This is a genomic window from Sphingomonas sp. TREG-RG-20F-R18-01 (genome assembly GCF_022662475.1).
Taxonomy (GTDB): Bacteria; Pseudomonadota; Alphaproteobacteria; order Sphingomonadales; family Sphingomonadaceae; genus Sphingomonas.
On the sequence record NZ_JAKNQQ010000003.1, the window covers coordinates 98221 to 114772 of the forward strand.

Genomic DNA, 16552 nt, shown 5'->3' on the forward strand with positions numbered 1-16552 from the left:
AGCCTTTTCGATTGAGGCGGAGGCGTACCGGCGACCGCCCGATCAGGGGCTGCCGCTGGTCGATCACTCAGCGCGCGGGCTTTGCGGGATTGGCAGCGCGATAGTCGCTGACCGCACGGCTGACGTCCGCCATCGGGACATGGACCGCGGTCGCGAGCTGCGTGCCGAAGTCCTTGTCCGCCTGGTAGAAGTAGCTGACCATCACCGTCTTGGTCCGCGCCGAGGTGACGACGTTGAGGTCACCCGCGAGGTTGGCGATCAGGTCCGCCTTGTCCTGCGGCTTGAGCGCGCGGTAGAAATCGCCGGTTTGCGCGAAGTTGCTGGTCTTCGAGATAGCCTTGGCATCGACCATCGCATTGACCTGATACGGCGCTGCACGGAAGCGTGCGTCGGTCGTCTTGGGCTCGGTCGTCGACGGATAGTAATTGACGTCCGAGGTCCGCTGCGATGCATTCAGCGATCCGTCCTGATTGTTGTTCGCGACCGGCGCGAGCGGACGGTTGACCGGCAATTGGAGCGCGTTGGCGCCAAGGCGATACCGCTGCGTGTCGGCATAGGAGAACAGGCGGCCCTGAAGCATCCGGTCCGGCGACGCCTCGATCCCGGGCACCATGTTCGACGGAGCGAACGCCGACTGTTCGGTGTACTCGAAGAAATTGTCGGGCACCTTGTTGAGCGTCATCTCGCCGATCTTGCGGAACGGCACGCCAAGCCACTCCTTGGTGTCATCGAACGGATTATAGTCGAGCTTGGCGAAGTCCGCGGGCTTCATCGTCTGGACCATCAGGTCCCAGACGGGGAAATTGCCCTTGGCGATCTCGCCGTACAGGTCGTCGGTCAAATAGTTGTACCCGGCGGCGGCGGCCTGCGCGCCGTTAAGGTTGCGGACGCCCTGACGGCTGATCCAGCGGAACTTGGCAAAGACCACCTCGCCCCTGGCGTTGACCAGCTTGAAGGCGTGGACGCCATTGCCGTCCATCGTGCGATACGATGCGGGCGTGCCGAGGTTGGAATAGACGTGCGCGAGCATGTTGGTTGCCTCGGGCGTCGCCGAGAAGAAGTCGAACAGGCGGTTGGGATCCTGCTTGTTGGTGACCGGCGAGGGCTTGAGCGAGTGAATCATGTCCGGGAACTGGATCGCGTCGCGGATGAAGAAGATCGGCAGGTTGTTGCCGACCAGATCCCAATTGCCCTGGTCGGTGTAGAACTTGGTCGCGAAGCCACGCGGGTCGCGCAGGCCTTCGGGGCTGCCCGAGGGATGGATCACGGTCGAGAAGCGGACGAACACCGGGGTCTGCTTGCCCGCGGTGAACAGCGAGGCGCTGGTGAGGCCGGCCATGTCCGCGGTTGCGGTGAAGACGCCCTGCGCGCCGGTGCCGCGCGCGTGGACGACACGCTCGGGGATCCGCTCGCGGTCGAACCGCGCGAGCTTCTCGATCAGCGTGGTGTCCTCGATCAGCACCGGGCCGAGGTCGCCTGCTGCCTTGCTGTGGCGGTTCTCGCCGATCGGCGCGCCATTGTCGCGCGTCATCTGGACGGGCGCGGTGGTGCGCGCGCCGCCCTTCGCATCGACCGTACCATTGACGCCGGCCTGTGCGGCGGCGGGCTTGTCCGCGCCGGTCGGGGCGGCGGCGGTGGTCATGCGGGTCTCGACCTGCGTGTCGGCGGGCGACAGCGTCTGTGCCGCGAGCGGTGCGGCGATCGCACTGGTCGAGGCGGCGGCGACGAGGAGCGCGCCAAAACGATGGCGTGGGGTAGCGTTCATCAAAATCTGATCCCTTGTTGGCAGCATCGGCTCGTCGCACCGGGGCAGGCGACGAACCGTGCAGCGCAGCCCCCTGCGGGACGGGGAGATGAAACCGAAACGGAACTTTCCGATCACAGCAAGTGCCCGAGGCGATCACGCGCATCGGGGTGGCGCGGCAGCGTGAGCGATACCAATTGGGGGTGGAGCGTTCTACAGCCACCGCCACACCCCCCGCGACGATTCCGGAGTTTCCTGCCATGTACGCCTTCACGATCGACGAGAGTTCCAAGGCCGACCTCTACCGCGATCTCCATGCGGCGCTCGACGCGCTGACCAATGGCGAGCCGGATGCGATCGCCAACATGGCGAATGCGGCGGCGCTGATCTCGCAATATCTGCCCGATCTCAACTGGGCGGGGTTCTATCGGATGGTCGGTGGTGAACTCGTCGTCGGGCCGTTCCTCGGCAAGCCCGCGTGCATCCGCATCGCGCTCGGCGACGGGGTTTGCGGTGCTGCGGCGAAGACTCGGGAGACGCAGGTGGTCGAGGACGTCCATGCCTTCCCCGGCCATATCGCGTGCGATGCGGCGAGCCGCTCCGAACTGGTCGTGCCGATCGTCCACGACGACCGCCTGATCGGTGTGCTCGACCTCGACAGCCCGAGCGCGGCCCGGTTCGATGCACAGGATGCCAAGGGGTGCGAGGCGCTGATGACGTTGCTTGCCCCGCGCATCGCTGGCTGAACGGGGCGGGGTTTACCGAACCTTCATCCCGATCCGGCAGGCAAGAATTTGCTGGGAGGGGTCTGATGCGACGTCTGGGTGTTTTGACGATGGCGCTTGCTATGGTGTCGGGAGCGACCGCCGCCGCGGCGCAGCGGTCGCCCGCACCGCCATCGCAACAGGATACGGGGCCGGCGGTCTACGTCGACGCAGGCGAGATCGTGCGAGAGGCGGCCGATCGGGCCGAACGAAATGGCGGGTACGGCTCGGTCGACGAGCCGCCCGTGGTGGTCCTGCCGCCGGTCGTGTCGCGTGGCGGGGTTACCACGTACGCGACGAACGCGGCGTATTCCGGCAGTGCCGCGCGACGGTATGAGGCCGGGGGCAGCAGCGTCGTGACGGTGCAGAGCGGCGCATCCTATGGCTATCCGGACAGAGCCGTCGCTTCGCGTGTGCAGCGCCGCAGCCGTCATCGCAGCCGTTCGCGGCGATAGCGATCGCACTCCTACCCAAGATTGACAGCCCGACCTGGCATCTCCGCTTCCCCGGCGAAGGCCGGGGCCCAGTAGCGACCGGAGCATGGCAGCGGTTGCGCGTCGTTACCACTGTCCTCGCTCCTGGGCCCCGGCCTTCGCCGGGGAAGCGGTCAGGGGTGTATTGAGATCGATCGCGAACACAGTTTCACCCGGCACCCCCCCAAGCTCAGCGCTTGCGCGGCTCGGGACCGGCGAACGTCACCAGGCTCTCCGCCCCATCCGCGCCGACTGCGCCGACCCCGACGAACGTGTCGTCGACGATCACGTCCTTCAGCACCGTCGTGACCGCCGGGGCAGGCACCTCGACCACTTTCTGCCAGTCCTGCGCGTCGTTGCGGCGCAGATGCACGCGGTAGCGGACCGCGCCGACGACCGGCTGCCAGGTCACGGTCGTATCCGTCGCCACCGCACCCGCGATCGTCACGCCGTCGGGCGCGGCGGGGGCGGCCGCGAGGCGGCGGATCGTCGCGACGTTGATCGCGGTGACCTTCGCCAGATACGGGAAGTCCATCTTGTCGACCGTGTCGCCGTACGGGATGCCGTTCTCGGTGCGCAGGTCCTGATGTTGCTGCGTATAATTTTCGGCACCGACCGAGAAGCGCACCGCCGGGTAACCGAGCTTGAGGAACGGCTCATGGTCCCCGCCGCGCCCGAAGCGATCCGGGCGGCGATCGAGCATCACGTCGAGCCCGCCGGGGATCCCCTGCGCGACTCCGTCGATCGCCTTGGCGAGGCTGCGCGACGGGCCGTCGTCCTCGCCACCATTGCCGCGGCGGGCGATCTGCGCGGGCAAGTCCTCCGATGCCCGAATCCCTTCGGAAAAGACGCGGACCCGATCGGCGACGCGGACGCCGTTCTGCCCCACCGTATTACCGACGATATCGTTGTTGAGCATTGCCGAGACGGTCCAGCCGCGCTGCTTGGCGGTATCGGCGAGCAGCGACGCGCCCATCAGCCCTTGTTCCTCGCCCGAGAAGATCGCATAGACGATCGTGGCGCGGAACTTCTCCTTCGACAACAGGCGTGCGGCCTCAAGCACCAGCGCGACACCCGAGGCATCGTCGTTCGCGCCGGGCGCATCCTTGGTAATGTCCATCACATCGGTGACGCGGCTGTCGATGTGTCCGCCGACGATGATCACGCGCTTGGGGTCGAGCCCCTGCTGGAAGCCGAGCACGTCGACGATGTTGACGCCGTTGGGCGCGCGCGCATTGGTCATCGTCTGCGCGATATTGGCGACGGTGATGCAGCCGTGGCACGCGTCCGCAATGCGGGTGAGCTCGCCCCCCGCCCATTTGCGCGCCGCACCGATCCCGCGGACGGGGTCGTCGGGCGAGGAGAGCGTGTGCCGCGTGCCGAAGCTCACGAGCTTTTCGACGGTGGCTTTCAGGCGGGCGGGGTCCGGGACGGGCTGGGCCGCGTCCTTGGCGAACGCGGGGGTGGCAAGGATCGCGAGAGCGGCGAGGGGGGGGAGGAGCGAGCGCATCGCTGCATGGTGGCGGGGAAGTGCCAGCGCTTCAAGGGGTTGTGTGTGACGCCCGGGCGGCAATCATTGCGACCCTGGTGCGCCCGAGGAAATTGCAGGGCGCTCGAATGGTCGACGGCCGCTGTCCGCCCATTCCCAGACACGGCAGCGCCCAGCGGTGTCTTCACATTCATCGGGCATTCATCAAGTGCTTTCGACGTACGTCAAACCGTGCTATTTCGTGGCCCGTTCGAAGTCTAATCCTGAGGGGGCGGGCGTGAGGCGACTGTGGCAGATGCTGGACGATACGCCGCCGCCGCTGGTCGATCACGCTCGGGCCAGTCTTGCCGCAATGGTCGGGTGTGGCCTGGCGTTGTGCGTCACCGTGGCGTTCGACGTAGTGCTGGAGATCCAGCTTCCGTTCCTCTGGGGGATTGCCGCTGCCCTGCTGGTCACCTTTCTGACCGGCACGTTCGGCGGACTCGTCACTTCGGTCTCCAACCTGATCGTTCAGGCGGTTATGGCCCTGACACTGCCGATGGCGCTGCTCACCTGGAAAAATATCGCCGTGGTCGGTTGCTTGTCGGCGTGTTTCGCCGTGATCGGGGGATGGCAACGCCAGAAACAAGCGCATCGCAACGTTTTTGCCGAGAAGCTCCGTATTCGCGAAGCCCATTTGCAGTCGATTTTCGACCACTTGCCCGCTCCGATCGTCATCGTCGATGCGGCAGGTTTCGTTCGGGCGATCAATGCTGCAGCCTGCGCCCTGTTCGAAGTGCACGGCAATGCGGTGTTTGGTCGTCCGCTCGGTGATTTCGTGGTGGGACTTCCGACAGGGCAACGATCGCTTCGCCAGCTACTGCAGGACTTGTCGGCAGGCGATGGCGACCGCGCGATCAAGGCGACCGGATCAACTACGTCAGGTCGTGCGCTTCAGTTGCGATTGACCGCCTCCAGCGTCCCCTCGCCCGCTGGGCGCTGGCTGACGGTTCACTTGCAGGACGAAACCGAGGCGCTGGCTGCGGCCGCGCGGCTCGAGGACGTGCAGCGGCAGCTGCTGCACGTATCGCGGGCAACGGCGTTGGGTGAGCTGGGTTCTGCGATTGCGCATGAGCTCAATCAGCCCCTTGCGGCGATCGGCGCCTGTCTCGGTGCCGCGAAGATCGAGGTCGACCGGGCCACCATCGACCGCGGCCAGCTCACGGATGCGCTCGAGACATCGCTGGCGCATACGCTGCGTGCAGGAGCCGTCCTCAAGCGCTTGCGAGTCTTCGTGACACGCAAGCCAGAGGTACGACAGGTCATTGCCGTCGGGGCGATCATCAGCGAGTCGGTTTCGCTAGTGCAGTTCGCGGTGCGCGATGCCGGCGTTCGTCTGGTCGTGAATCTCGATCCTGATCTGGGGGCGGTCCTGATCGACCCGGTTCAGGTTCAGCAGGTTCTCTTGAACATGATCCGCAATGCGATCGAAGCCATGAGCGAAAGCGCGGTCCGTATGATCCGGGTCGAGGCGCGTGCGGGGTCGCGGAACGATGTCGTCATATCGGTTGTAGATACGGGGGCGGGCGTCGCACCCGACAGCGCGCTGGATGTGTTCGCGCCGTTCAAGTCGACCAAGAGCGATGGTCTGGGCGTCGGTCTGTCGATCGCGAAGACGATCGTCGAAACCTTGGGGGGCGAGATCGGATGCGAACCAAACCCGGGTGCCGGGATGCGCTTCTGGTTCAGCCTGCCACTTGCCGACGCGGGGGGAAGCAGACTTGCTGCATAGGCCGCGCATCTCGGTGATTGAGGATGACGTGGACGTCTGCCAATCGCTGGTGCGGTTGCTGGGCGCTGCCGGATTTGACGTTTCGGCCCATGCGTCCGCTGCGCATTTCCTGGACCAGACAAACGGCGTGTCGAGTGACTGTATCGTCAGCGACGTCCGCATGCCGGACGTTACCGGTCTCGAACTGCTCGCGCGCCTGAAGGCACGCGGACTCGAGACGCCGGTCATCCTGATTACGGGTCACGGCGACGTGCCGCTCGCGGTTCAGGCGATGAAGCTCGGGGCGCGGGACTTCATCGAAAAGCCGTTCGACCCCCAGGTCCTGATCGATGCTGTCCAGTCGTCGCTGACGTGCGACGGTAACCCGGAGGATAGCGCGATCGAGGGACATGCCCGGGCCGACGCGCAAGCGTTGATTACCCGCCTTTCCCGCCGGGAACGCCAGGTTTTGCAAGGTATCGTTGCCGGCCACCTCAACAAGCAGATCGCTCATGACCTGCGGCTGAGTGTCCGAACGGTCGAAGTGTATCGTGCTAGCATCATGACGAAGATCAACATTCACGGAACGTCGAACCTGGTCCGGATCGGGATGCTGGCAGGACTGCACAAGGCCCCGTCGTCGGGCCTAAAAACGAATGCGATACCCAATATGCCCGATGAAGGCGCGTTCGAACCGCGACCCTGTTAAGCGCTGGGTCGTATAGCGTTGCCAGATGAAATTGCCGCCGCACTCCGCCTCGAGTTCGGTATTGTGGGTCAGGCGCCACACGATGCGAACCGACGGTGCCACGACTCGCTGATTACCCGTTTCGAGCCGCTGGTCACGCAGCGCGAGGCGCAGGCGCGGGGCGACCGTCAGGCGCGGGGCGATGGGCAGGCGTACGGTCAGATCGCCGGCGTAAAGGTGCGACCGCTGCAGGATGGCGGAGCGCAGACCGACCAACCAGGTGTCCCGCGGCATCCATAGCCCTTCGCCGATGGCCTGAACCCCGAAGGCAAACTCCGTGCCGGCGGCGGGGAGCCCCGGTACACCGAACGATGCTGGCGAAGCGCTGGTATCGAACACGCTGCCGTCCACGATGATGTGCCACACGGGAGACAGGTCTCGCGTATAGGTGACGCTGGCGGACCGCGTGAGCAGGGTCCGGTCGCGGGCGGCCTGCCGCAGCGCATCGGGCGCGAGCAGGTCGCGCACCACGTCGAGCGAGGGGGTGGACTGGCCAAGCGCGGCGTTGGTCAGCGCAAGCGTCGGCGCGTGGAACTGCTGCAGCAGGACCGTCACGTTCGACGTGCGGCCGAGCCGGATCGAGGCATTGACGAGCGCGGCGTCGAGCGTGGCAAAAGCGACATCATAGTCGACCAGGCCGGAGATCGACAGAAGGCGGGACGTAAGACGCCCCTCGATCCCCACCGCCCGGCGATCGACCAGTCCTGCAGCGCGCTGGTCGAACCAGTAGACGCTGACCGCGCGCTGGCCGTTCGACGACGTCAGCTCGGCGCTCAGTCCGTAGAACGCGCGTGAGCGGTCGACCGACGTCTGCCGTTCCGACCATACTGGGAATCCGGCAACCGCGTTGAGCCGCACATTGGGCCTGAGATCCACCCCTGCGCGGACCCCGTCGAAGCGACCAAAGATCCCCGAGCCATAGCGGACCTGTCGTCCGATCCGGACGGACGCATTCCCATGATCGGTCGCGATGTCCAGATACAGCTGGTCGAGCAGATCGTACGACCCACGATTGCGATCCGCACCTACCAGAATGACCGGGCGATATTCCGAGACATGACCGAAGGATGCGCGTGCTTCGATCCGGGTTGTACCGAGCGTCGCGCGACCGCTGATATCGGCGACGCTCAACAGTTCGTCGACATTGTCGCGAAGGTCCGGGTTGGTCGAGGCCGTAGCCGGCTGCGCGGAAAGGAACATGCTCTTGCTGCGGTCGTGCAGATAGAATTGCGACACGATACCCCGTAGCGACGCGCGGCTTGCCGCGGCGACGCTCGACCCGGGCGCTGCGGCCCTGGCGATCGGCGCGGTGCGATCGCCCAGCGCGGCAAGACGCTGCCGCACGCGCGGCACGCCTTCATCCTGCGGGAAACGCTGAAGATACGCCTGATAGACGGCCCGGGCATCGTCCTGGCTGCCAGCGCGCTCGCGCAGCAGGCCCACCAGCTCGCACGCGCGGGGCATGTGCGGATCGCCCGGCTGTAGGACCAACGGGCTAAGCAGCGCCAGAGCCCGCGCCGTATCGCCGCTCCGGATCGCGTCTTCCGCATCCCGTTCCCGCGTCGCCGAGGCATTGGCGTCAGGCACTGCCGCAGGCGTTTCCCCCTGGGGCGCAAGCACGGTGCCGCGGCAGGCAGCGGCGAGCAGGTCCGTGGACGGCGCTGCGACGGCTGCCGGCCGTTGCCAATCCGCGAGCGGCGCAGGGGCTGATACGACCATCAGGCAAAGCCGCCGTGCGCGCGCCGGGTGTCGGGGCGAGCCGACGCGTGGATTCCTGGGAGCAGCAATTTCCAATGGACCGTGTCGTGACAATCCTCGCAGGTGTTGCTCGTCGCCGGATGCGTTGCGGTCTTGCCTGGGGCGGTGAAATTGTTGTGACATCGCACGCATCCGCCCAGCACGTCGGTATGGTCGAAACGCGACAGTCGCCAGTCCTGGACCGAGTGACAGGTGTCGCACGAGAGCGCCGTCGGGATGTGTCGCGGGCCGCGCGCCTCGGCGAGGACTCCGTTGTGACAGTCGCCGCAGCGTCGTGGCGTCCCTTTAAAGACGCCGCCGCGATGACAGTCCTCGCATGCCACCCGTTCATGGCCACCCTCGAGCGGAAAGCCGGTCGCATAATGGTCCATCCGGTCGACGATCCCGTGCTTCCCGGGCACCTCGGCCAGGACCGTGATCGAGAACAGCAGGGTCGCGAGGCAGAAGGCCACGAAGGATAGAGCTTTCATCGACGCCTCCGGATGTCGTCGGGCGACGACCGCTGTTGCGCGAGCTGCCAGCATTGCAGGACGGCGCCATGCAGACCGTCCGATGGACATTCCCGGGGAGGGGCGCGGCTCGCATCGGTGGACCCTAGACGGGCCGGGACCGTGGCCGGCAGGAACCCCTTGGTCGAATGGCATTGGGCGCATTGCTGGCCGAAGGCGCCATGGTGCGCATCGTCGGCGCGGTGGCAGCTATAACAACTCGGGTTGAGCTTGGCGGTGCGTGCGGCGACCCGGTGGCAGGCTGCGCAGGCAAGGCCTTGATGCTTGCCGTCAATGGCAAAACCGGTCTGGCGCGCATGATCGAACCGCCATCGATCCCAGCCGCTCGGGACATGGCATTGTGCACAGTCGGGCGCTTGGCCCAGACGGCCCTTGTGAAAGTCATCGGCATGGCAGGCGGCACACGCCAGCCCCTTGGCGGTAAAGCTGCGATCGACGTGACACCGGACGCAGGGCGTCCGCACGTGCTGCCCGAGCAAGGGGAACCGCGTCAGCCCATGGTCGAAGCCCAGCGCCTCGCGCCACCGTGCTTCGTTATGGCAACTCGCGCAATTGGGACCGAGACGCCCGCGATGCGGGTCGTCGGCGCGATGGCAACCGATGCAGGTGGAGGGCGGCTTGACCGAATGCAGCGGTCCGACATGGCACGCGGTGCAGACGACGCCACGATGTGCGCCTTTCAGGGGAAATCGGGTCATCCGGTCGTGGTCGAAATGGACGGACTGCCATTGGGTGGAGGCATGGCAGGTTGCGCAATCGGCACCAAATTGCCCGTGATGCACATCCTTGTTCGCATGGCAGGCGATGCAGGTCGTCGGTGGATGCCGTTGAGCCATGTTCTGGCCGTGACAGCCGACACAGCCGGCCGATGCGTGGGCACCGATCAGGGGGAAGCGCGTGTCGCGATTATGGTCGAACGTGGCGAGCTTCCATCCCGCCGGCGTGTGGCACGCGGCGCAATCGCTGCCGCGGGCACCGTGGTGGACGTCGTCGTTGCGGTGACAAGCGATGCAAGTTCGCGGCGTTCCGGCCAGCCGCCCGTTACCGTGGCACCCGGCGCAGGCCGTCCGGCGATGGAAGCCGATAAGGGGATAGCCGGTTCGCGCGTGATCGAACGCGTGGATCGTCTTCCACGATCGTGAATCGTGGCAGGACGCGCAGTCCTTTCCGAACCGGCCGTGGTGGACATCCTGTTTGGCATGACACGCCGTGCATGCGCTGGGGGCGGCAGCGAACGCCTGGTGCGGGCGGTGACACGCGTGGCAGGCGACCCCGCGATGCGCACCGGTCAGGGCGAAGTCGCTGAGCCGATGATCGAAATGGTGCGGATCGAAATGGACGATGTCACCATGCGGACCGCGATGTTCCTGGTGGCACGCACTGCACCGGGCCGTCGCGCTGGCAGGAACGCGGCCATGATATCCGCGGTGGTCGACGATATCGCGTCCGACCCGCGCGTGGCACGCGATGCAGGTCGTGTTCTGCGCCGCCTTCGCGAACGGCACGTGGCAGGCGAGAGACCGGCCACGCAGGCTGGCGTGCGGCGCGCTGAGCGGACCCGGACTGACGACGCTTTCCAGAACCTGCCGGGTCACGATCGTGAAGGCGGCAACCGCGACCAGCACGGCAAGCAGCGAAAGGATCAGCTGCCGTCGCATCAGTACAGATGCACGGCGATGACATGCGTGATCGCCGCCAGCACGAGAAAGCCGAACAGCGGAAGATGAAGGTGATGCCACAGCGCGAAGAGCCGCTCGAATGCGCCATAGGTCGCGGCCTGCCGCACCGCGCGGAAATAGTCGTCCAGGTGGCGCGCGGCATCCCGCCGATGCTGCTGCAGGTCACTTTTCGACCAGTGTCGTTCGGCCGCGACGAGGACGAGGTGATGCTGGATCTCGTGGAGCAGCGTGCCTTGGCGCAACCGCATTGCCAGGGTGAGGGACAGCGCTTTTGCGATCGTGACCGGAAGCGATCCGCGGATATCGGCGGCACGCGACGCGAACGATGCGAGCTCCGGCATGATCGCATCGTCGGCATCCTCGCGGACCGCCGCGCGGGCGGTCATTATCGTGTCGGCCAGCTCGCTCGCCTCGACGTGCTGCAGCCGGTAGCCGCGATACAGATGGCCATGGAAATAGCGTCCGACGATCCCGCTGCCCGCGACGATCAGCATCGCGGCAAGCGCGATGCCGCTGTTCAGCGCATCGTAGGCGAACCGTGCGTGATACAGGATCGCGACCGGGCCAAGCAGCCCGAGCAGCATATGGAACCGAAACCAGAAACCGACCGATCCGGGAATGGCCTGTCCCAGCCGCTTACGGAGCGGATAGGCGAGCAGCACCAGCATCATCGCGGCGCCGATGATTCCCAGCCAGTAGCCGACCCCGCTATCGGGTCGGATACCGAGATGGGCTCGGTTGCGGTATCCCACCAGCACGGCAGCGCCGATCGCGAGGCCGACGCTGCTCGGGATCCGGGCGGCGAACGCCTTTGGCAGGCGCCAGGACAGCGCAGGTCCGTCAGCAGTGAAAAAGGCAGCTACGCGGGCAGGCACGAACACGCTCCTGTACGCCTGCGCCTGCCAGCACGGCCTTCGAACCATAAAGGAATGAGGGATTCGGGACAAGGAAGGTCCGGTGCGGACGTATCCTTCGAAAGTCTGAAACGGCCGCCAACCAGCGCGTTTTCCCCACCGCTCGACGATCGCAAGCGGCCGTTACGGACCCATTCAGCTGACTACGTATTTCTGCGGTATCGGCCCATCGAAGGGCGATGCGCCTAACAATTCGTCGAGAACATACCGTGACCGATTTCACGATTGGGCTTGCCTATGCGATGCCCGCCATACCGATCTGGGCCAGCTACGTGCTCACCCGGCAACGCCGCTCCGACCTCCACAAGGCCATTCGCGATGACGCGATCGACGCCGGCCTGATCGAGCCTCCCTCGCTCCATCCAGTCGTCGATCTCAATGCGTGCATCGGTTGTGGCGCATGCGTCCTGGCGTGTCCGGAGGGCAACGTCCTCGGGCTCATCGAGGACAAAGCCCATCTGATCGACCCGACCCGGTGCATCGGTCATGGTGCCTGCAAGACGGCTTGCCCGGCCGACGCCATCGACCTGGTGTTCGGCACCGCAACCCGGGGCGTCGACATCCCCTATGTCGATCCCGGCTTCGAAACCAACGTGCCCGGCATCTACATCGCCGGGGAACTCGGCGGGATGGGGCTGATCCGCAATGCGATCGAGCAGGGTCGGCAGGCGATTGGCTCGATCGCTGCGGCAACGAAGCAGGCCGACCGCACGGGCGACATGCTGGATCTGCTGATCGTGGGTGCGGGACCGGCCGGCATCTCGGCGAGTCTGGCGGCGCAACAGGCCGGGCTGCGGTGCGAAACGATCGAGCAGGACAGTCTGGGCGGAACCGTCGCGCACTACCCGCGCGGGAAAATCGCGATGACCGCGCCGGTCGAGCTGCCGGGCTATGGGACGCTCAACTTCCGCGAGATTTCCAAGGAGGACCTGATCGGGATCTGGACCAAGGTCGTTGACGAAGCCGGCGTGCCGATCGCCTATGAAGAACGCGTCCTGGAGATTGTCCCGCAGGGCGTCGGGTTCTCGATCGCGACGACGGCGCGGACCGTCCACGCCCGTCGCGTGCTGCTCGCCATCGGCCGGCGCGGAACGCCGCGCACGCTCGATGTGCCGGGCGAGGGGAAGACCAAGGTCGTCTATCGATTGATCGAACCAGAACAATATGTCGGGCGTTCCGTGCTGGTCGTCGGCGGCGGCGACAGCGCCATCGAAGCCGCCATCGCACTGGTCGATGTTCCGCGAACGACAGTGACCTTGATGCACCGCGGCGAGGCATTCGATCGGGCCCGAAAAAAGAACCGTGCCACGTTGGAAATGCTCGTGTCCGGTGGGCGGCTCGTTTGCTGCACCGGAACCAAGGTCCTGGAAATCGACGATCGGCATGTTGCGCTCGTCAATGCACGCGGGCGAGCGCAAATCGCGAATGACGACGTGATCGTATGCGCCGGGGGCGTGTTGCCGACCGAATTCCTGCGGAAGGCCGGGGTGTCGGTCGAGCGGAAGTTCGGATCGCCCTGACGTCGACCCGGCCAGTCCGACACCAAAGATGGCCAGCACCCCTCCCGTCCACGAACATGCGATCGCCTGGATCGGATCGCTTCCGTCAGAACAAGGGGGCTGCCATGGTCAGCAGGTTGTCGAACAGGCGGCGCAGCAGCGACCGCTCCGCGACGCCATCATGGTCGATCTCGACCGCATCGGCCAGCCACCGCCGCTGATGATCGCCGACCTCAGCCGCCAGCGTAGACGACTCGAACAGCACGTTATTCTCGAAATTCAGGTCGAGGCTGCGGCGATCCATGTTGGCGGAACCGACCAGCCCGAGCGCATCGTCGACGACCAACGTCTTGGCATGCAACAGGCCGCCGCGGAATTCGTAGATGCGGGCACCGGCCCGGGCGAGAACGGGGTAATAGGCGCGGCTGATCGCCCCCACGATCCGACTGTCGTTTCGCTGCGGAAAGACGATCGTCAATTCTACCCCGCGCCGCGCGGCGGCGACGATCGCATTCAGCAGGGGAGGATCGGGCGCAAAATAGGGCGTCGTGATCACGGCACGCTCGCGCGCCGCAGCCAGCACGGCGACGAAGATATCGGTCATCGTCGCATCGGGAGACAACGGCCCGGTTCCGACCGCAATGGCCGTGATCCCGCCGGGCAACGCGCCGGGGACTTCGGTTGCCAGGACCGGACGCATGTCTTCACCCGTCTCCGCCATCCAGGCCGAAGCGAAGATCAATTCCGCCTGCCGCGCGATCGGGCCTTCGTATCGAACCAGAATGTCGACCCACGGGGCAAACGTCCGTTTGGGCAGGAACGCCGGATCCGCGCAGTTCTGGCTGCCGCCCCAGGTCGTCCCGCCGTCGATCACGATGATCTTCCGGTGGTTTCGCAGATCGGTGCGGTGCCCGGCGAGGAAACCCAATCCGAGCGGAGCGGGCAGCGACGCGCAGAGCCGAGCGCCCGCATCGCGCATGCGCTTCCAGTGGCGAGAGCGAATGAGCGCGCGCGAGCCGATCGCATCGGCGACGATCCGACAAACGACACCCCGCCGCGCCGCACGACAGACCGCGTCGACAACCTTGGTGCCGTTGCCGTCGCTCAACCAAATGTAGAAGGACAGATGCACCGTCCGTGTCGCCGCATCGATATCCGCCACGATCGCGGTGATCGCCGCATCTGCCCCGGACGCGACGTGCGCCCGGTTGCCGGTCGAAACGGGCCATCGGCTCGCCGCTTCGCACGTGCGAAAGGCACCCGTGAAGGCCGGCGAAACCGGGCTGGTCGAGGCTGGCGGCGCGAAGGGGAGAAGGGCGTGGTAGCAATCCCGTGCACGCTTGCGGAATTTGCGCGAGATCCACCGTTCCCCGAACAGCACATACAGGACGGTCCCGACCCCCGGCAGCGCGACGAGGAGCAGGACCCATGCCGCGCGCGCGTAGGTGTCGCGCCCTTCCAGCAAAATTGCGCGCAGGATCACGGCCAGGTGAATCGCGCCCAGCGTCAGCCATACCGCCGTGTACATACTGCTCACGTGTCGTCCGCGTTTCGCATGCCGGCGATCGGTCGGGCCGCGCCATTTTCCTGTTGGTCGCCACCTGGCTGCGCTTGCTCCCGGACAGACCGGCCCGACAGGATCGTTTCGAACCCGAACGCGGCGAGCGCGGTGATCGCACAGATCAGTGCGGACCCGAAAAGCGCGAACAGGACTTGCCCCGTGCCGGCGTTTCGCAGCGCACCCAGAAACAGCGTCAGGGCGGCGCAGCATGTCAGCGCGCCAGCCAGCGCCGCCAGCAAGACGGCAAGGTCGAGCGCGGCGGATCGAAGGCGCAGTCGCGCCAACTGCCGGGGATGGCTGGATGCGTCGCCTGCGAGGCGATCGACGCGGTCGGAAATCCGGCCAAGGCGGGTCGTGAACACGTTCAACAACGATGCGAGACCCGTCAGCAGGAAGATCGGGGTCAGCGCCAGTTGGACGACGTGCGCCGCGCCAGAGATATCGGTCGACCCAAACATTCGTCCCTCATGCCCGGCTGGCCCCGACAAGGAAAGAGCGTTGCATGGGGCGCTTGGCCCTGCTCGCCGAGCGCCGGTCGGTCCCTCGTCCGCGCATCGATGATGGCACCGTGGTGAAAGACGCGGATTAGGAATCCCTAACGTGACGCGCCGGAGCGGCTGCGCCAGAAGGCAGTACCCGTCATCCTGGAGACTGCAATGCCCCGCAAATTGCTTCTTGCCTCGCTCGCCGTCGCGACCATGCCGCTCTCGGTCGCGGCAACGTCTGCACCCACGTATACGGTCGCCCAGTCCATTGCGGGGCCCGACGGCTCGTGGGACTATGCCCGTGCCGATGAGGACGGCACGCACGTGTATGTTGCGCGCAGCACGAGCGTTACGGTGATCGATACTGCGACCGGCAAGGTCTCCATGCTCGGCACGGTGCAACGTGGGCACGCGGTCGTTCCCCTGCGCGGCGGCAAGCTGCTCGTGACGAGCGGGACCGACGGCACGGTGCGGTTGTTCGATACCCGGTCCGGCGCGCAAACCGCCAATATCGTCGTCGGCAAGAAGCCCGATGCCGCCATCCTCGACGCCAGCGGCGCGCATGCGTTCGTGATGAACGCGGACAGCGGCACCGTGTCCGTAATCGACCTTGCAGCGGCCAAAGTGACCAGGACGATCAGCGTGAAGCCCGCCCTCGAATATGCGGCATTCGGATCGGACGGAACGCTCTTCATCAACAACGAAGACTCTGACGAGATCGAGACGGTCGATGCCACGCGCGGAGTCATGGGGAAGGCGATTCCCCTCCCGGGCTGCAAGGCGCCGACCGGTCTCGGGTACGACGTTGCGCATGGCCGGCTGATCGCCGCGTGCGCCAATGGCAAAGCCGCGATCGTCGACGCGCGTTCGCGGCGGTTGACGGCGCTGGTCGATATCGGCGTCGGGCCGGATGCGGTGATCATGGACGAGGCACGCGGGCTCGCGTTCATCCCGTGCGGCAAGGACGGCGTGCTCGATATTCTCTCGATCAGTGGCAGCGTCGTGACGCATGCCGGTGCCGTCAAGACCGAGGTCGGGGCGCGGACCGGCGCGCTCGATCCGAAAACGGGGGCGATCTACCTGCCCACGGCCAAGTTTGACGCTCCTGCCGCGGGCGGCGGCCGGCCTGCGATGGTGCCCGGGTCCTTTCACGTATTGGTGGTCAAGCGCGCCTGACAC

The 16552-nt window shown here is 66.0% G+C and carries 14 protein-coding genes; 6 read left to right on the top strand and 8 right to left on the bottom strand.

Annotated features, from left to right (window positions below; translation table 11 throughout):
* Positions 1-67: 67 nt before the first annotated feature.
* On the bottom strand, positions 68-1765 hold the full coding sequence (locus L8K25_RS10420) for a catalase (RefSeq protein ID WP_277923577.1): 1698 nt from the start codon (positions 1763-1765) through the stop codon (positions 68-70).
* Positions 1766-2004: 239 nt separating this feature from the next.
* Here L8K25_RS10420 and L8K25_RS10425 point away from each other — a divergent pair, with 239 nt between their 5' ends.
* Both L8K25_RS10425 and L8K25_RS10430 read left to right on the top strand, forming a co-directional pair.
* Entirely contained in the window at positions 2005-2490 is a 486-nt protein-coding gene (locus L8K25_RS10425; protein WP_242138851.1) for a GAF domain-containing protein, read from the top strand.
* A gap of 65 nt (positions 2491-2555) precedes the next feature.
* Positions 2556-2963 carry a hypothetical protein gene (locus tag L8K25_RS10430; RefSeq protein WP_242138852.1) on the top strand — a complete coding sequence of 136 codons (408 nt, stop codon included), beginning with the start codon at positions 2556-2558 and terminating at the stop codon, positions 2961-2963.
* Between the two features lie 208 nt (positions 2964-3171).
* Here L8K25_RS10430 and L8K25_RS10435 read toward each other — a convergent pair whose 3' ends face one another.
* Positions 3172-4491, bottom strand: coding sequence for a M20/M25/M40 family metallo-hydrolase (locus tag L8K25_RS10435; RefSeq protein ID WP_242138853.1), 1320 nt, complete (start codon positions 4489-4491; stop codon positions 3172-3174).
* 379 nt (positions 4492-4870) lie between these two features.
* Here L8K25_RS10435 and L8K25_RS10440 point away from each other — a divergent pair, with 379 nt between their 5' ends.
* Both L8K25_RS10440 and L8K25_RS10445 read left to right on the top strand, forming a co-directional pair.
* Positions 4871-6241: an ATP-binding protein gene (locus L8K25_RS10440; RefSeq protein ID WP_242138854.1), complete on the top strand. Its 1371-nt coding sequence runs from the start codon at positions 4871-4873 to the stop codon at positions 6239-6241.
* On the top strand, positions 6231-6929 hold the full coding sequence (locus L8K25_RS10445) for a response regulator (RefSeq protein ID WP_242138855.1): 699 nt from the start codon (positions 6231-6233) through the stop codon (positions 6927-6929). The genes L8K25_RS10440 and L8K25_RS10445 overlap by 11 nt, the downstream gene beginning before the upstream one ends.
* Here the strand turns inward: L8K25_RS10445 and L8K25_RS10450 are convergent.
* Genes L8K25_RS10450 through L8K25_RS10465 form a run of 4 tightly spaced genes read right to left on the bottom strand, consistent with a single transcriptional unit; the run spans position 6867 to position 11789 of the window.
* Positions 6867-8687: a tetratricopeptide repeat protein gene (locus tag L8K25_RS10450; RefSeq protein WP_242138856.1), complete on the bottom strand. Its 1821-nt coding sequence runs from the start codon at positions 8685-8687 to the stop codon at positions 6867-6869. The genes L8K25_RS10445 and L8K25_RS10450 overlap by 63 nt on opposite strands.
* Positions 8687-9196, bottom strand: a complete 510-nt coding sequence (locus tag L8K25_RS10455; protein WP_242138857.1) for a hypothetical protein — start codon at positions 9194-9196, stop codon at positions 8687-8689. The genes L8K25_RS10450 and L8K25_RS10455 overlap by 1 nt, the downstream gene beginning before the upstream one ends.
* On the bottom strand, positions 9193-10893 hold the full coding sequence (locus L8K25_RS10460; protein ID WP_242138858.1) for a cytochrome C: 1701 nt from the start codon (positions 10891-10893) through the stop codon (positions 9193-9195). Before L8K25_RS10460 ends, L8K25_RS10455 begins: the two co-directional genes overlap by 4 nt.
* The gene (locus L8K25_RS10465; RefSeq protein WP_242138859.1) at positions 10893-11789 is read right to left on the bottom strand and encodes a hypothetical protein; all 897 of its coding nucleotides are present in this window, start codon (positions 11787-11789) and stop codon (positions 10893-10895) included. Before L8K25_RS10465 ends, L8K25_RS10460 begins: the two co-directional genes overlap by 1 nt.
* 248 nt (positions 11790-12037) lie before the next feature.
* On the opposite strand from L8K25_RS10465, the gene L8K25_RS10470 reads away from it, so the two are divergent.
* Complete coding sequence (locus tag L8K25_RS10470; RefSeq protein WP_242138860.1) at positions 12038-13348, top strand: NAD(P)-binding domain-containing protein; 1311 nt, start codon at positions 12038-12040, stop codon at positions 13346-13348.
* A gap of 85 nt (positions 13349-13433) precedes the next feature.
* Here the strand turns inward: L8K25_RS10470 and cls are convergent, their stop codons facing one another.
* Both cls and L8K25_RS10480 read right to left on the bottom strand, forming a co-directional pair.
* On the bottom strand, positions 13434-14855 hold the full coding sequence (gene cls, locus L8K25_RS10475; protein WP_242139258.1) for a cardiolipin synthase: 1422 nt from the start codon (positions 14853-14855) through the stop codon (positions 13434-13436).
* 5 nt (positions 14856-14860) lie between these two features.
* The gene (locus L8K25_RS10480; RefSeq protein WP_242138861.1) at positions 14861-15346 is read right to left on the bottom strand and encodes a DUF2721 domain-containing protein; all 486 of its coding nucleotides are present in this window, start codon (positions 15344-15346) and stop codon (positions 14861-14863) included.
* Positions 15347-15544: 198 nt separating this feature from the next.
* On the opposite strand from L8K25_RS10480, the gene L8K25_RS10485 reads away from it, so the two are divergent.
* Entirely contained in the window at positions 15545-16549 is a 1005-nt protein-coding gene (locus L8K25_RS10485; RefSeq protein WP_242138862.1) for a YncE family protein, read from the top strand.
* Positions 16550-16552: the final 3 nt, after the last annotated feature.

Bases quoted from the DNA above. Each gene is read 5' to 3' on its own strand.
- L8K25_RS10420 (WP_277923577.1), bottom strand. From the start codon at position 1,765: ATGAACGCTACCCCACGCCATCGTTTTGGCGCGCTCCTCGTCGCCGCC.
- L8K25_RS10425 (WP_242138851.1), top strand. From the start codon at position 2,005: ATGTACGCCTTCACGATCGACGAGAGTTCCAAGGCCGACCTCTACCGC.
- L8K25_RS10430 (WP_242138852.1), top strand. From the start codon at position 2,556: ATGCGACGTCTGGGTGTTTTGACGATGGCGCTTGCTATGGTGTCGGGA.
- L8K25_RS10435 (WP_242138853.1), bottom strand. From the start codon at position 4,491: ATGCGCTCGCTCCTCCCCCCCCTCGCCGCTCTCGCGATCCTTGCCACC.
- L8K25_RS10450 (WP_242138856.1), bottom strand. From the start codon at position 8,687: ATGGTCGTATCAGCCCCTGCGCCGCTCGCGGATTGGCAACGGCCGGCA.
- L8K25_RS10455 (WP_242138857.1), bottom strand. From the start codon at position 9,196: ATGAAAGCTCTATCCTTCGTGGCCTTCTGCCTCGCGACCCTGCTGTTC.
- L8K25_RS10460 (WP_242138858.1), bottom strand. From the start codon at position 10,893: ATGCGACGGCAGCTGATCCTTTCGCTGCTTGCCGTGCTGGTCGCGGTT.
- cls (WP_242139258.1), bottom strand. From the start codon at position 14,855: ATGTACACGGCGGTATGGCTGACGCTGGGCGCGATTCACCTGGCCGTG.
- L8K25_RS10480 (WP_242138861.1), bottom strand. From the start codon at position 15,346: ATGTTTGGGTCGACCGATATCTCTGGCGCGGCGCACGTCGTCCAACTG.
- L8K25_RS10485 (WP_242138862.1), top strand. From the start codon at position 15,545: ATGCCCCGCAAATTGCTTCTTGCCTCGCTCGCCGTCGCGACCATGCCG.